21 protein-coding genes are annotated in these 14685 nt (G+C 40.3%); 19 read left to right on the forward strand and 2 right to left on the reverse strand.

Annotated elements, in window-relative coordinates:
* Positions 1–48 precede the first annotated feature (48 nt).
* The 8 genes from ACXYSN_RS00280 to ACXYSN_RS00315 all read left to right on the forward strand — a co-directional run bounded on the left by ACXYSN_RS00280 (position 49) and on the right by ACXYSN_RS00315 (position 3972).
* Positions 49–504: a GNAT family N-acetyltransferase gene (locus tag ACXYSN_RS00280; RefSeq protein ID WP_458635751.1), complete on the forward strand. Its 456-nt coding sequence runs from the start codon at positions 49–51 to the stop codon at positions 502–504.
* A gap of 86 nt (positions 505–590) precedes the next feature.
* Positions 591–1340 carry a tRNA pseudouridine(38-40) synthase TruA gene (truA, locus tag ACXYSN_RS00285; protein ID WP_458635752.1) on the forward strand — a complete coding sequence of 250 codons (750 nt, stop codon included), beginning with the start codon at positions 591–593 and terminating at the stop codon, positions 1338–1340.
* Positions 1330–2103 carry a bifunctional hydroxymethylpyrimidine kinase/phosphomethylpyrimidine kinase gene (locus ACXYSN_RS00290; RefSeq protein WP_458635753.1) on the forward strand — a complete coding sequence of 258 codons (774 nt, stop codon included), beginning with the start codon at positions 1330–1332 and terminating at the stop codon, positions 2101–2103. Before truA ends, ACXYSN_RS00290 begins: the two co-directional genes overlap by 11 nt.
* Positions 2081–2542 (forward strand): ECF transporter S component, encoded by a 462-nt coding sequence (locus ACXYSN_RS00295; protein WP_458635754.1) that lies wholly within the window; start codon positions 2081–2083, stop codon positions 2540–2542. Before ACXYSN_RS00290 ends, ACXYSN_RS00295 begins: the two co-directional genes overlap by 23 nt.
* Before the next feature lie 58 nt (positions 2543–2600).
* A complete protein-coding gene (locus tag ACXYSN_RS00300) occupies positions 2601–2825 on the forward strand; it encodes a YqgQ family protein (protein ID WP_458635755.1) in 225 nt (74 codons plus the stop codon).
* Positions 2826–2830: 5 nt separating this feature from the next.
* Positions 2831–3211 (forward strand): rhodanese-like domain-containing protein, encoded by a 381-nt coding sequence (locus ACXYSN_RS00305; RefSeq protein WP_006149793.1) that lies wholly within the window; start codon positions 2831–2833, stop codon positions 3209–3211.
* 90 nt (positions 3212–3301) lie between these two features.
* Positions 3302–3529 carry a DUF4190 domain-containing protein gene (locus ACXYSN_RS00310; protein ID WP_458635756.1) on the forward strand — a complete coding sequence of 76 codons (228 nt, stop codon included), beginning with the start codon at positions 3302–3304 and terminating at the stop codon, positions 3527–3529.
* A gap of 191 nt (positions 3530–3720) precedes the next feature.
* Positions 3721–3972 carry a hypothetical protein gene (locus ACXYSN_RS00315; protein WP_458635757.1) on the forward strand — a complete coding sequence of 84 codons (252 nt, stop codon included), beginning with the start codon at positions 3721–3723 and terminating at the stop codon, positions 3970–3972.
* Positions 3973–4157: 185 nt separating this feature from the next.
* Here the strand turns inward: ACXYSN_RS00315 and ACXYSN_RS00320 are convergent, their stop codons facing one another.
* Positions 4158–4883 (reverse strand): 16S rRNA pseudouridine(516) synthase, encoded by a 726-nt coding sequence (locus tag ACXYSN_RS00320; RefSeq protein WP_458635758.1) that lies wholly within the window; start codon positions 4881–4883, stop codon positions 4158–4160.
* 159 nt (positions 4884–5042) lie between these two features.
* Between ACXYSN_RS00320 and typA the strand changes: the two genes are divergently transcribed.
* Entirely contained in the window at positions 5043–6884 is a 1842-nt protein-coding gene (typA, locus tag ACXYSN_RS00325) for a translational GTPase TypA (protein ID WP_458635759.1), read from the forward strand.
* 19 nt (positions 6885–6903) lie between these two features.
* Positions 6904–7158 (forward strand): DUF3165 family protein, encoded by a 255-nt coding sequence (locus ACXYSN_RS00330; RefSeq protein WP_004251425.1) that lies wholly within the window; start codon positions 6904–6906, stop codon positions 7156–7158.
* Positions 7159–7211: 53 nt separating this feature from the next.
* Here the strand turns inward: ACXYSN_RS00330 and ACXYSN_RS00335 are convergent, their stop codons facing one another.
* On the reverse strand, positions 7212–8180 hold the full coding sequence (locus tag ACXYSN_RS00335) for an aromatic acid exporter family protein (RefSeq protein ID WP_458635760.1): 969 nt from the start codon (positions 8178–8180) through the stop codon (positions 7212–7214).
* Positions 8181–8409: 229 nt separating this feature from the next.
* Between ACXYSN_RS00335 and ACXYSN_RS00340 the strand changes: the two genes are divergently transcribed.
* The 9 genes from ACXYSN_RS00340 to ACXYSN_RS00380 all read left to right on the forward strand — a co-directional run bounded on the left by ACXYSN_RS00340 (position 8410) and on the right by ACXYSN_RS00380 (position 14683).
* The gene (locus ACXYSN_RS00340; protein WP_458635761.1) at positions 8410–8976 is read left to right on the forward strand and encodes a mechanosensitive ion channel family protein; all 567 of its coding nucleotides are present in this window, start codon (positions 8410–8412) and stop codon (positions 8974–8976) included.
* 51 nt (positions 8977–9027) lie between these two features.
* Entirely contained in the window at positions 9028–9936 is a 909-nt protein-coding gene (locus ACXYSN_RS00345; RefSeq protein ID WP_458635762.1) for a magnesium transporter CorA family protein, read from the forward strand.
* A gap of 14 nt (positions 9937–9950) precedes the next feature.
* The gene (locus ACXYSN_RS00350; protein ID WP_414272052.1) at positions 9951–10478 is read left to right on the forward strand and encodes a YqeG family HAD IIIA-type phosphatase; all 528 of its coding nucleotides are present in this window, start codon (positions 9951–9953) and stop codon (positions 10476–10478) included.
* A 2-nt stretch (positions 10479–10480) separates the two neighbouring features.
* Positions 10481–11587 (forward strand): ribosome biogenesis GTPase YqeH, encoded by a 1107-nt coding sequence (gene yqeH / locus ACXYSN_RS00355; protein ID WP_458635763.1) that lies wholly within the window; start codon positions 10481–10483, stop codon positions 11585–11587.
* A gap of 211 nt (positions 11588–11798) precedes the next feature.
* The gene (gene yhbY / locus ACXYSN_RS00360) at positions 11799–12110 is read left to right on the forward strand and encodes a ribosome assembly RNA-binding protein YhbY (RefSeq protein ID WP_000060171.1); all 312 of its coding nucleotides are present in this window, start codon (positions 11799–11801) and stop codon (positions 12108–12110) included.
* 48 nt (positions 12111–12158) lie between these two features.
* Positions 12159–12788 carry a nicotinate-nucleotide adenylyltransferase gene (locus tag ACXYSN_RS00365; protein WP_458635764.1) on the forward strand — a complete coding sequence of 210 codons (630 nt, stop codon included), beginning with the start codon at positions 12159–12161 and terminating at the stop codon, positions 12786–12788.
* Positions 12788–13381: a bis(5'-nucleosyl)-tetraphosphatase (symmetrical) YqeK gene (yqeK, locus tag ACXYSN_RS00370; RefSeq protein WP_414330968.1), complete on the forward strand. Its 594-nt coding sequence runs from the start codon at positions 12788–12790 to the stop codon at positions 13379–13381. Before ACXYSN_RS00365 ends, yqeK begins: the two co-directional genes overlap by 1 nt.
* Positions 13382–13735 carry a ribosome silencing factor gene (gene rsfS / locus ACXYSN_RS00375; RefSeq protein ID WP_458635765.1) on the forward strand — a complete coding sequence of 118 codons (354 nt, stop codon included), beginning with the start codon at positions 13382–13384 and terminating at the stop codon, positions 13733–13735.
* Positions 13736–13942: 207 nt separating this feature from the next.
* Positions 13943–14683: a class I SAM-dependent DNA methyltransferase gene (locus ACXYSN_RS00380; RefSeq protein ID WP_045615564.1), complete on the forward strand. Its 741-nt coding sequence runs from the start codon at positions 13943–13945 to the stop codon at positions 14681–14683.
* Positions 14684–14685 lie beyond the last annotated feature (2 nt).

Raw genomic sequence — 14685 nt, forward strand, 5'->3', positions numbered from 1 at the left:
AGAGAAAGAGTATAATAGTTGGATGTAGGAGAAGTTATAGGAGCAAATATGAAAATTCACTTTGAAAAAGGACTTCAGTTAGAAAATGCCAAACTCATTTGTCAGTGGTCTAATGCTTTGGGAGAAAGTTTTCAGAAGCAATGGATGGGGCCAAAGATTTCTTATCCCTTGATTACCCAATCCTTGCAAAAGATGGAAGGGATTTTTTCCATTTTTGTTGGAGAAGAGTTTGTAGGCGTCATCCAGAAAATCAGGTTAGAAGACAGGAATCTTCATATCGGGAGATTTTTTATCAATCCTCAGAAACAGGGGCAGGGGTTAGGTAGCCAGGCTTTAAGGAAATTTGTTAGTTTGGCCTTTGAAAATGAAGACATAGATACTATTTCTCTAAATGTCTACGAGGCAAATCAAACAGCTTACAATCTTTACCAAAAGGAAGGATTTGAAATCGTTCAAATGGTTGAAGTACCTATACGAAAATACATCATGAAAAAGGTCAGATAGAACATAAATAACTTCGAGGAACTGTCCCCTTACAATTTTTAATTCTCAAACTTGTTGCAGAGAAATTTTCTTGATAAAATAGATACATGACTAGATATAAAGCTGTAATTTCCTATGATGGCTATGCTTTTGCTGGTTTTCAGCGGCAACCTCATGCGCGTAGTGTTCAGGAGGAAATTGAAAAAACCTTAACGAAACTGAATAAAGGGCAAGCCATTACCATTCATGGTGCAGGGCGAACGGACAGTGGAGTTCATGCGCTAGGGCAAGTCATCCACTTTGACCTCCCCTATCAGATGAATGAGGAAAAGCTTCGCTTCGCTCTCGATACTCAAAGTCCTGAAGATATAGATGTCATTTCGATTGAGATAGTGGCTGATGATTTTCATTGTCGTTATGCCAAGCATAGCAAGACCTATGAGTTTATTGTGGATAGGGGTCGTCCTAAAAATCCTATGAGACGTCATTATGCCACCCACTATCCATATCCACTAGATGTAGAGCGGATGCAAGAAGCTGTAAAAAAACTGGAAGGAACGCATGACTTTACTGGTTTTACGGCATCAGGGACTAGTGTGGAAGACAAGGTAAGAACTATCACGGAAGCTAGTCTTAGGGTTGATGAAACAGGGCAGTTTTTGACCTTTACATTCTCTGGCAATGGTTTCCTCTATAAGCAGATTCGAAATATGGTAGGAACCCTGCTTAAAATTGGTAACAATCGGATGCCAATTGAACAGATTGACCTCATCTTGGAGAAAAAAGACAGACAGTTTGCAGGCCCAACTGCATTGCCAAATGGTTTGTATTTGAAGGAGATTCGTTATGAAGAATAATCGTATTTTAGCACTTTCAGGAAATGATATTTATAGTGGTGGCGGACTGGCTGCCGACCTTGCAACCTATACTTTGAATGGTTTGCATGGATTTGTAGCCATGACCTGCTTGACTGCTTTGACAGAAAATGGTTTTGAGGTCTTTCCAACTGATGAAACTATTTTCCAACAACAATTGGATAGCCTCAAAAGTGTAGACTTTGGAGGGATTAAGATTGGGCTCTTGCCGACAGTCGGTGTTGCTGAAAAAGCTTTGAATTTCATCAAGGAACGATCAGGAGTTCCTGTCGTCTTGGACCCGGTATTAGTTTGTAAGGAAACGCACGACGTTGCTGTCAGCGAGCTCTGTCAAGAGTTGATTCGCTTTTTCCCTTATGTATCAGTGATTACTCCGAATCTTCCTGAGGCAGAGTTGCTTGCAGATCAAAAGATTGAAACCTTAGAAGATATGAAAGTTGCAGCCAAAAAACTGCATGATTTGGGTGCGCCGGCAGTGATTATCAAAGGTGGAAATCGTCTCAGTCAGGATAAGGCTGTGGATGTCTTTTATGACGGAGAGAATTTCACTATTCTTGAAAATCCAGTCATCCAAGGACAAAATGCTGGTGCTGGATGTACCTTTGCATCAAGTATTGCCAGCCAGTTAGTCAAGGGAGAGGAACTCTTACTAGCAATTGAAAGTTCCAAAGCCTTTGTTTACCGAGCTATCGCACAAGCAGATCAATATGGAGTGAGACAATATGAAGCAAACCAAAACAACTAAAATCGCCCTAGTATCTATCTTAGCAGCCAGTTCGGTTGTATTAGGTTATTTTATTAAAATTCCGACACCAACTGGAATTTTTACACTTTTGGACGTCGGTGTCTTCTTTACAGCTTTTTACTTTGGCAGTCGTGAAGGAGCCATTGTCGGAGGTTTAGCAGGATTCTTAATTGACCTCATTTCAGGTTATCCTCAGTGGATGTTTTTTAGCTTACTTAATCATGGATTGCAAGGTTATTTCGCAGGTTTTAAAGGGAAATGGCAATGGCTAGGCTTAGTCTTGGCGACTATTTTCATGGTAGCTGGATATGCTCTAGCATCGGCTTGGATGAATGGTTGGGGGGCAGCCATACCAGAAATCATCCCAAATCTCTTGCAAAATATCGTTGGAATGACTTTAGGATTTCTTCTTTGTCATAGTGTAAAGAAATTCAGATAATCGTGAAAAAGGGAATCCTCTGCGGGAACTATTGAAAAAACTCTGATTATTTGCTAAAATGAAAGCTATGAAAACACTCTACGATGTGCAACAATTTCTCAAACAGTTCGGCATTATTGTTTATATGGGAAAACGTATCTATGATATTGAACTGATGAAGATTGAACTATCTCGAATCTATGATGCAGGCTTGATGGACAAGCTAGATTATTTAGAAGCGGAAGCTGTTCTGCGCCGAGAGCACAAACTAGAATTAGACTATTTAGAGAAAAATGGAGATTAGGTATTATGGTAACTTGGGTATTATGGGGACTTGTAGTGGCGATGTTGGCATGGATGGGATACAACTATCTTCGCATTCGTCGCGCAGCGAAAATCGTAGACAATGCAGAGTTTGAGTCTTTGATTCGTACAGGTCAGTTGATTGACTTGCGTGATCCAGCTGACTTCCACAGAAAACATATCCTTGGAGCTCGTAATATCCCTTCAAACCAATTGAAGACAAGTCTTGCAGCTCTTCGCAAGGATAAACCTGTCCTTCTTTATGAGAACCAACGTGCGCAGCGTGTCACAAATGCAGCGCTTTTCTTGAAAAAACAAGGTTTCTCAGAAATCTATATCCTTTCTTATGGATTGGATTCTTGGACTGGGAAGGTGAAATCTAATTAACAATGTGAAAACAACTTGTTACATATGTTTCATATAGAAAACAGATTTTTTATGGTATAATAGTAATATAAATTTTAAGGAGTTTTTATTATGCAAGAAAAGAAAAAAGCGTCGCTTGTTTTAGGTATACTATCTATCGTCCTTGGTTTGCTATCTCCAATCGTTGGTTTGATTTTGGGTATTATTGGTCTTGTTTTGAGTAATTCACATCAAAATCAATCTGGACTAAATTATAAAACAGAAAAAATTCTCAATATCGTAGGGATTGTCATTTCAGTCCTTAACTGGATTGCAGGAATCGTTTTGATGATGCACTAATCAGGATTCTAACAAAAAAAGCTTTATATTTAAAGCTTTTTTATTTTACCCATTTTCTTCACGTAGTTTTTAATCATTTCTAATTCTTTTGATTAGGGATGGTTACAGAGAGGAAATACTTGTTACCTAATAGATATAGCCAACTTATATGGTATAATGAATCTGTAATAAATTTAAGGAGTTTTTATAATATGAATACAGAAGAAAAGAAAAAAACTTCATTTGTTTTAGGTATCATATCTATCATAGCTGCCTTTGGATTTCCAGTGTTAAGTATTATTTTTGGTATTTTTGGTTTGGTCTTGGCACATTCGCATCAAAAAGAGTCTGGACTAGACTATAAGACAGAAAAAATTCTCTCTATTTTAGGGCTTGTGTTAGGGCTTGTCATTTCTGCACTTTTTTGTATCGTATTAATCACTCAACTTTCGAGAATTAATTAAAGAGTTTGGGACAAAAATTCTAGCCTCTCAATTGTCTATGGATTGTCGAGCAAGACGCAGTGGTTGAGTGGACTCTACTACGCTGATTTCATCAGCTTTTACAGCCCTACTCAACTGTGCGGAGGTGGGACGACGAAATCGAATTCTAACGAATTACCGATTTCTGTCCCACTCTCTTTTTTGTTTTATCCACTTTTCTCTAGGTAGTTTTTAATGATTTTCAATTCCTCTTGGTTCAAGGGACGGTATTGCCCCTCTACTAGCTCTGGATCTAATGTGAAATTCCCAAACTGAACTCGTTTTAGAGCAGTGACCTTGACACCGACTGAGAGGAACATTTTCTTGACCTGGTGAAATTTTCCTTCCGATATGGTGATGGTGGCACTACCGTGGCTAGGACTTGAGGCTAGAATTTCAAGCTGAGCTGGTTTACAGACAGTTCCATCAAGAAAGACTATTCCATCCTTGAATTGCTGAATGTGTTCTGGTGTGAGCAACCCATTCACCTCGACTTGATAGGTTTTATCGACATGGTATTGAGGATGAAGGAGTTGAAAACCTAAAGGTCCATTATCCGTCAAGATGAGAAGTCCTGTCGTATCTCGATCCAGCCGACCAATAGCATAGAGCTGATTTGACTGAAGATTTTGAGGAAGTAAGTCCATGACTGTTGGAAGTTTTTTGTCTTTGCTTGCAGTCACGACTCCATTTGGTTTGTGAAGCATGAGGTAAGTATGTTCATATCCTTGGATTTTTCTATCTTTGAAAATCAACTCTTGCAACCCTGTATCAACATTCTGTGCAAGGGAAGTAGCAGGGAGTCCATCAACTAAGATTTCTTTTTTGAGAAGAGCTTGTTTCATGGTTTTTCGACTAATTTTTTCCTGGGCTAATAATTTATATAAACGCATACCAGCCTATCTTATCACAAGTCGATATTTTTGAAAAGAAAAGAGAAGAAATGAATTTTCCTTTGAAAACATTTACACTTACTTGAGTTATGCCATTTGCTTAAAATTGTGGTATAATCGTTCAGTTAGAAAATAAATTTGAAATAAATAGAGGAAATCATGACAAAATTAAGAGAAGATATCCGTAATATCGCGATTATCGCCCACGTCGACCACGGGAAAACAACCCTCGTTGACGAATTGTTGAAACAATCTGAAACTCTTGACGCACGTACAGAATTGGCTGAGCGTGCAATGGACTCAAACGATATTGAAAAAGAGCGTGGAATTACTATCCTTGCGAAAAATACAGCAGTTGCCTACAATGGAACTCGTATCAACATCATGGATACACCAGGACACGCGGACTTCGGTGGAGAAGTAGAACGTATCATGAAAATGGTTGACGGTGTTGTTTTGGTCGTAGATGCTTACGAAGGAACCATGCCACAGACTCGTTTCGTATTGAAAAAAGCCTTGGAACAAGACCTTGTACCTATCGTTGTAGTTAACAAAATCGATAAGCCATCAGCTCGTCCAGCAGAAGTAGTGGATGAAGTTTTGGAACTTTTCATCGAACTTGGTGCAGATGATGATCAGCTTGACTTCCCAGTAGTCTATGCTTCAGCGATCAACGGAACATCTTCATTATCAGATGATCCAGCAGACCAAGAAAAGACTATGGCGCCAATCTTTGACACCATTATCGACCACATTCCAGCTCCGGTTGATAACTCTGATGAGCCTCTTCAATTCCAAGTGTCACTTCTTGACTACAATGACTTCGTAGGACGTATCGGTATCGGACGTATCTTCCGTGGTAGTGTCAAGGTTGGGGACCAAGTTACCCTTTCTAAACTTGACGGAACAACCAAAAACTTCCGTGTTACAAAACTCTTTGGTTTCTTTGGTTTGGAACGTCGTGAAATCCAAGAAGCTAAAGCTGGTGATTTGATTGCCGTATCAGGTATGGAAGATATCTTCGTTGGTGAAACCATCACTCCTACAGACGCGGTTGAAGCTCTTCCAGTTCTTCACATCGATGAGCCAACCCTTCAAATGACCTTCTTGGTGAACAACTCACCTTTTGCTGGTCGTGAAGGGAAATGGGTGACATCTCGTAAGGTTGAAGAACGTTTGCAAGCTGAGTTGCAAACAGACGTTTCACTTCGTGTAGATCCAACGGATTCACCAGATAAATGGACGGTTTCAGGACGTGGTGAATTGCACTTGTCTATCTTGATTGAAACCATGCGCCGTGAAGGTTATGAGCTTCAAGTATCTCGACCAGAAGTTATCATCAAAGAAATTGATGGAGTTAAGTGTGAACCATTTGAACGCGTGCAAATCGATACACCTGAAGAATACCAAGGTTCAGTTATCCAAAGCCTTTCTGAGCGTAAGGGTGAAATGTTGGACATGATTTCAACTGGAAACGGGCAAACTCGTTTGGTCTTCCTTGTTCCTGCACGTGGTTTGATTGGATACTCAACTGAGTTCTTGTCAATGACTCGTGGTTACGGAATCATGAACCACACTTTCGATCAATACTTGCCAGTGATTCCAGGTGAAATCGGTGGACGTCACCGTGGGGCCCTTGTTTCTATCGATGCTGGTAAAGCAACAACATACGCGATTATGTCTATCGAAGAACGCGGTACGATCTTTGTCAACCCAGGTACTGAGGTTTACGAAGGAATGATCATCGGTGAAAACTCTCGTGAAAATGACTTGACCGTAAACATCACGAAAGCTAAACAAATGACCAACGTTCGTTCTGCTACTAAGGACCAAACAGCGGTTATCAAAACTCCTCGTATCTTGACTCTTGAAGAATCACTTGAGTTCTTGAACGACGATGAGTACATGGAAGTAACGCCTGAATCGATTCGTTTGCGTAAGCAAATCCTCAACAAGGCAGAGCGTGAGAAAGCAAACAAAAAGAAAAAATCAGCTGAATAAGAGCTAGAAAGAGATAAAGATGGTCTATTTAATCATAGGGATACTCTTATTACTACTCTATGTATTTGCGACACCTCAAAGTATCAAGGGGACGGTCAATGTTGTAATATTAGTCTTTGGACTTGTTGCCCTCGTAATCTTGTTGCTCTTGTCTGCCCTGCAGATTTTCCAACTTCCAGCAGAAATCTTTATTACATTGGGAATGCTGGCTCTTACTTACTTTAGTTTGAGAGATATCAGTCTCATGTCAATTCGAAAGAAGCGCGAAAATTAAATCTATTCATAACAAAAAACTTCTATCAGCAACTCAGTTGCCGATAGAAGTTTTTATTTGTTACTGTTTTTGTCAGAATAACGGTTGTAGAAATCTACTTTTATCTGGATAAAATGTTCTAATTCACGAAAGAGTTGTAGAAGCGTAGCCCGTGTCTCAAACTCTTCTCTAGTTTTAGGGAGAGAGCGATTGCGAAACACCTCTAGGTAGCTCTCAATATCATTCAATAAGTTGTAGGCTGGATTGGTTTGACTCAGTTGGTTAGCTGTTTTTGAAAAGAGCTGAGCAACAATCAAGCTTTCGCTTGCTGCTAGCTGGCAGGTGTTGATCTGCTGGGCCATATTTCTTAAAATGCGGGTTTGTCTTTGGCGCATCTCAAAGTAGTGGATATGGTAGTCTGTTTGATGAAAGAGATGGTCAGAGTGGTCCAGATAGACTAGATTGAGGGCTTCCTCCAATAGTTGGTCAAGTTCGTTGACTAGTTGAGCTTGATTTCGACCATCCCCTCTTTTTAAATAGTAAGCTAAGCGTAGAAGGACATCTCTGAGTTTTTCTTCAACAAGAGTATGATAATGTTGAATTTCTTTTTCACGTGAAGGCATGTAGAGATTGACCAGAAGTGCAAAGCCAGTACCGATTAGGAAAAGTAGCATTTCGTTCAACAACAGCTCAGGAGAAGTGGATTGTTGGACTAAAAGGTGACTAACTAGGACGCTACTAGGCGTTATGCCGATTTCCCAGCCGAATTTATAGGCAAGAGGCACATATACAGCAAGATAAAGTCCGAAGCTCCAGATATGATAACCAGTTAGTTGAAAGGCAATAACACCAACTAAGAGAGCTAAAAGAGTTGAAAAAAGACGATTGCGGGCTAGTTTGATCGTGCTTCTTCGAGTATCAGAGAGACTCAAAATAGCAATGATTCCAGCTGAAACAGCTGAAGATAGTTCAAAAAAGTAGGCTAGAAAACAGGCAAAGCAGGTTGCCAGCACTAGTTTTAAAGTACGTTGAGTGATAGACATAGAATACTTCCTTGAGATAAATGCTTTAAAGTTTTAGTAGTAGGTGAGGTAGAAAGGTCTATTTCAAGAGAGTTATTGAGAAAATAATTTGTTCTCCATGTAGTGGTTTGATTATAGTATAAATATGTTTTGAAATCAAGTGAATCTAATAATAGTATAGGCAGAATGAATATTTACCAAACTGGTTCAAATATCGTTTTATGGTATAATGTTAGGAAAGGAGCTTACTATGCCAACATTTATTCAAAATTATATCGATAAGTTAAATATCAGCAGTATTCTAGAAGAGTTGTTTTCAAAATCAGTCTCTCTAGTCCTTCTTTTTATTGTCTTTTATATCGTTAAAATAATTCTCCATCAAGTTGTGAAAAGAGTTGTTAAACCATCCTTAAAATTTTCTCAGAAAGATGAGGCGCGCCAAAAGACAATTTCTAGATTGATTGAAAATATTTTGAACTACACCCTCTATTTCTTTTTACTCTACTTTGTTTTATCTACTCTAGGCTTACCTGTATCAAGTCTTCTGGCAGGTGCTGGGATTGCTGGGGTGGCAATCGGGATGGGTGCTCAAGGCTTCTTATCAGATGTGGTCAATGGCTTTTTCATCCTCTTTGAGCGCCAGTTAGATGTTGGAGATCAAGTTGAGTTTACGAATGGTCCGATTACAATCTCTGGTAAGGTTGTGAGTGTCGGTATTCGTACGACTCAACTGCGCAGTGAGGATGAAGTCCTTCACTTTGTTCCCAATAGAAGTATCACGGTTGTCAGCAATTTTTCAAGGAAAGAAGAGCACTGAAATTTTACTTGATTTGTGGTACAATAGAAAGAGTTTGGTAAAGGAGAAACGATGTTTTTAGATGAGCAATTAGGAAATGGTTGTGTTTGGATCAATCTAGATGTAGAAAAAATTAAAAATCTTGAAGATTTATCTGAAATCTACGGATTAGATAAGGAAACCATCGAATATGCGCTGGATAAAAATGAACGTGCCCATATGGATTACAACCGTGAGAATGGGACTGTGACCTTTATCTACAATGTTCTGGACTTAGAAAAGGACAAGGATTACTATGAAGCGATTCCCATGACCTTTATCGTTGAAAATAAACGAATGATTACCATCAGCAACCATAAGAATGCTTATGTCATTGATCAGATGTTAGATTATCTGGATAGCCATGAGTCGCTTTCTATTTACAAATTTCTTTTTGCTAGTCTAGAAATCATTAGTAACGCCTATTATCCAATCATTGAAAAGATGGATAAGAGTAAAGATGAAGTCAACAGCTTACTTCGTCAGAGAACAACCAAGAAAAATCTCTTTGCTCTTTCCGACTTGGAGACAGGTATGGTTTATCTAACGGCAGCTGCCAAACAAAACCGTATCTTATTGGAACATATCCAAGGGCATGCCCTCTATCGTCGTTTGGACGAAATTGAAAAAGAGCAGTTTGATGATGCCATGATTGAGGCTCATCAGTTGGTATCTATGACAGATTTGATTTCTCAAGTTCTTCAACAACTGTCAGGGTCTTACAACAACATCCTAAACAATAACCTGAATGATAACTTGACAACCTTGACCATCATTTCAGTTTTATTGGCCGTGCTTGCGGTTATCACAGGATTTTTCGGGATGAATGTTCCTCTTCCATTTATGGAGGACAAGCATGCTTGGATTTATATTACTTTGGCTAGTGCTGTCTTGTGGCTTGTTCTATCCCATTTTCTCAAAAAAATTGCAAAAATAAGTTAAGAAAAGGAGCCAAAATGGCTATTGAAAACTACATGCCAGACTTTGCTGTAGAAGCAGTTTATGATTTGACAGTCCAAAGCCTGAAAAACCAAGGGATCAAAGCTGTTTTGGTGGATTTGGACAACACTCTGATTGCTTGGAATAACCCTGATGGGACTTCAGAGATGAAGCAATGGTTACATGACCTTCGTGATGCTGGTATTCGCATTATCGTAGTGTCCAACAACTCTAAAAAACGAGTTCAACGTGCGGTTGAAAAATTTGGGATTGACTATGTTTATTGGGCTTTGAAGCCCTTTACTTTCGGGATTGATCGTGCCATGAAGGAATTCCACTATGAGAAAAACGAAGTGGTCATGGTTGGGGATCAGCTCATGACGGATATTCGAGCGGCTCACCGTGCTGGGATTCGTTCGATTTTGGTCAAGCCCTTAGTTCAGCATGACTCTATCAAAACACAGATTAACAGAGCTCGTGAGCGCCGTGTTATGAAACAAATCACTGAAAAGTACGGGCCTATCACATATAAAAAAGGAATCTAACTATGGAAGAAATTCTCTGTATTGGCTGTGGAGCAACCATTCAGACGACAGATAAGCCCGGTCTAGGCTTTACTCCTCAGTCAGCACTCGAAAAAGGTTTGGAAACTGGTGAAGTTTATTGCCAACGTTGTTTCCGTCTTCGTCATTACAATGAAATCACAGATGTGCAGTTGACGGATGATGATTTCCTAAAACTCTTGCACGAGGTGGGAGACAGTGATGCCTTGGTGGTCAATGTTATTGATATCTTTGACTTTAATGGCTCTGTTATCCCAGGATTGCCTCGTTTTGTATCAGGCAATGATGTTCTCTTGGTTGGAAATAAAAAAGACATACTTCCTAAGTCTGTTAAACCAGGAAAGATTAGCCAATGGCTTATGGAACGTGCCCACGAGGAGGGTCTTCGTCCTGTCGATGTCGTCCTAACTTCAGCACAAAATAAGCATGCTATTAGAGAAGTAATCGACAAGATTGAGCACTATCGTAAGGGTCGTGACGTCTATGTAGTTGGGGTTACCAATGTTGGGAAATCAACTCTTATCAATGCTATTATCCAGGAAATTACGGGTGACCAGAACGTCATCACAACATCACGTTTCCCAGGGACAACCTTAGATAAGATTGAGATCCCACTTGATGATGGTTCTTATATCTATGATACACCAGGAATTATCCATCGTCATCAGATGGCCCACTACTTGACGGCTAAAAATCTCAAGTATGTCAGTCCTAAAAAGGAAATCAAACCTAAAACCTACCAGCTCAATCCTGAGCAAACTCTCTTTTTGGGAGGTTTAGGACGCTTTGACTTCATCACAGGAGAAAAGCAAGGTTTCACAGCTTTCTTTGATAATGAACTCAAACTTCATCGTACCAAGCTTGAAGGAGCTAGTGACTTTTACGACAAGCACCTTGGAACCCTCCTTACACCACCGAATAGCAAGGAAAAAGAAGACTTTCCAAAACTGGTCCAACATGTCTTTACTATCAAGAATAAGACAGACCTCGTTATCTCAGGACTAGGCTGGATCCGTGTAACAGGAACTGCCAAAGTAGCCGTCTGGGCACCAGAAGGCGTCGCCGTCGTCACACGAAAAGCCATTATATAAAATAAAATCACCGAGCGAACAAAGTGAGCTCATAAAAAGATAGTTATTGCCGTGGTGTGATTGCCAATCCATAGATTGGCAAGGGGCACAATTGAGACTTAGGCTCAATTGTGAGGTCAGGAAATCCATTTTTCAAAGATGATATCTTTGGAAAATTAGTTCCGACCGTCCCTCACCACCTAAAATAACTATCAAAAAAGGAAGAAAGAATATGTCATTAACATCGAAACAACGTGCCTTCCTCAACAGCCAGGCACACACCCTCAAACCCATCATCCAAATTGGGAAAAATGGACTCAACGACCAAATCAAAACTAGCGTTCGTCAGGCACTTGATGCCCGCGAATTGATCAAGGTTACACTTTTGCAAAACACAGATGAAAACATCCACGAAGTAGCTGAAATCTTAGAAGAAGAAATCGGTGTGGATACAGTACAAAAAATTGGACGTATCTTGATTTTGTATAAACAATCAAGCAAGAAAGAAAATCGTAAGATTTCTAAAAAAGTTAAAGAAATCTAAAAATATACTCCCAAACTGTTTTTACAGATGACTAAAGGAGATTAGCCTATGGCAATCGAATTATTAACTCCCTTTACAAAAGTGGAGTTAGAGCCAGAAATCAAGGATAAAAAACGCAAGCAAGTTGGAATCTTAGGGGGAAATTTTAACCCCGTTCATAACGCTCATCTTATCGTGGCAGACCAAGTGCGCCAGCAGTTGGGATTGGATCAAGTTCTGCTCATGCCTGAATACCAACCACCTCACGTAGACAAAAAAGAAACCATTCCTGAACACCACCGCCTCAAGATGCTTGAATTGGCAATTGACGGAATCGAAGGTTTAGCTATTGAGACTATTGAGCTAGAGCGTAAGGGGATTTCCTACACCTACGACACCATGAAGATTTTGACAGAGAAGAATCCAGATACCGATTACTATTTCATTATCGGTGCCGATATGGTGGATTATCTGCCTAAATGGTACAGAATTGACGAACTGGTCGATCTCGTTCAGTTTGTAGGAGTTCAGCGCCCACGCTATAAGACAGGGACTTCTTATCCAGTCATCTGGGTGGATGTGCCTCTCATGGACATTTCATCTAGTATGGTGCGTGATTTTATTGCTCAAGGACGAACACCTAACTTTCTCTTGCCAAAACCAGTGCTAGACTATATCGAGAAAGAAGGACTTTACTGATGGCATACCAGGACTATATCAACTGTTCCCGTGAGGAATTATTGAAAAAAATGGCAGAGCTTCTACCCGAGAAACGTTTGACCCATTGTTTGGGTGTAGAGCGCGCAGCTATTGAATTAGCAGAGCGATTCGGAGTGGATGCCGAGAAAGCAGGTCTAGCAGGGCTCCTTCATGACTATGCTAAAAAGTTGTCAGACCAGGAATTTCTAGACTTGATTGACCGTTATCAGCTAGATCCTGACCTCAAAAACTGGGGCAATAATGTTTGGCATGGTATGGTCGGAATTTACAAGATTCGAGAAGATTTGAACTTGCAAGACTCTGAAATTCTGCGTGCAATAGAAATCCATACAGTAGGAGCGATTCAGATGACGGACCTTGACAAAGTTATCTATGTCGCAGACTACATCGAGCACAATCGTGCCTTTCCAGGAGTGGATGAGGCGCGTGAAATTGCTGAACTATCGCTAAATAAGGCGGTGGCCTACGAGACAGCTCACACAGTAGAGCATTTAGCTCACCAGGGATTTCCCATCTATCCCCAAACCCTTGAAACCTATAACGCCTATGTGCACTATTTGAAAGAGGACTAAATGGACGAAAAAGAATTATTAGAACTAGTCGTGAAAGCGGCTGATGAGAAACGCGCGGAGGATATCCTCGCGCTTGACGTACAAGAATTGACCAGTGTGACAGACTATTTTGTTATCACTAGCTCAATGAATAGCCGTCAGTTGGATGCTATCGCTGACAATATTCGTGAAAAAGTAGCGGAAGCAGGCTTTAAAGGCAGCCGTGTCGAAGGTGATGCAGCTGGAGGCTGGGTCTTGCTAGACCTTGGCAGTGTCGTTGTGCATATCTTCTCAGAAGAAATGCGTGCCCACTATAACCTAGAAAAACTATGGCATGAGGCAAGTGCTGTCGATCTTTCAACAGCCCTAGCTTAAGCAGGTAAACTCAGTTGGCAGCAACTGAGTTTTGTTGATTAAATTGAAATTCTATGGAAAGAAAGGATAGGGCCTTGTGTTTAGTTGGTCTCTTAATTGAACACTAGCTAAAAGCTGCGAGAAAAAGATAAACTTCCTTTGTATCTGACAATACAGCAGAAAGTTTCCTATTTTCTCCTTGCTTTTAACGCTCTTTGTATCTTAATTATGGCTACTTATGAAACTTTTGCGGCTGTTTACGATGCAGTCATGGATGATAGTTTATATGACAAATGGACGGACTTTTCCCTCCGTCATCTGCCTAAGACTAAGGAGAGAAAGAGACTCTTGGAATTGGCTTGTGGGACAGGGATTCAGTCTGTGCGCTTTTCTCAAGCTGGTTTTGATGTGACAGGATTAGACCTGAGTGCTGATATGCTGAAAATTGCTGAGAAGAGAGCGGCTTCAGCCAAACAAAAGATTGATTTTATTGAAGGCAATATGCTGGATTTATCCAAGGCTGGTAAATACGACTTTGTGACTTGCTATTCGGACTCTATCTGCTATATGCAGGACGAGGTGGAAGTAGGGGATGTCTTTAAAGAAGTCTATAATGCCCTCAATGAGGACGGAGTCTTTATCTTTGATGTACATTCGACCTACCAGACTGATGAGGTTTTCCCAGGTTATTCTTATCATGAAAATGCGGAAGATTTTGCCATGCTTTGGGATACCTATGAGGATGCAGCACCACATTCTATCGTCCATGAGTTGACTTTCTTTGTCAAGGAAGCAGACGGTTCCTTTAGTCGTCATGATGAAGTGCATGAGGAGCGCACTTACGAGGTCTTAACCTATGATATTCTGCTTGAGCAGGCTGGTTTCAAGTCTTTTAAACTCTTTGCGGACTTTGAAGACAAGGAGCCAACAGAGACTAGTACCCGTTGGTTTTTCGTCGCACAGAAGTAGGA

The sequence above is a fragment of the Streptococcus sp. V869 genome (assembly GCF_054353515.1).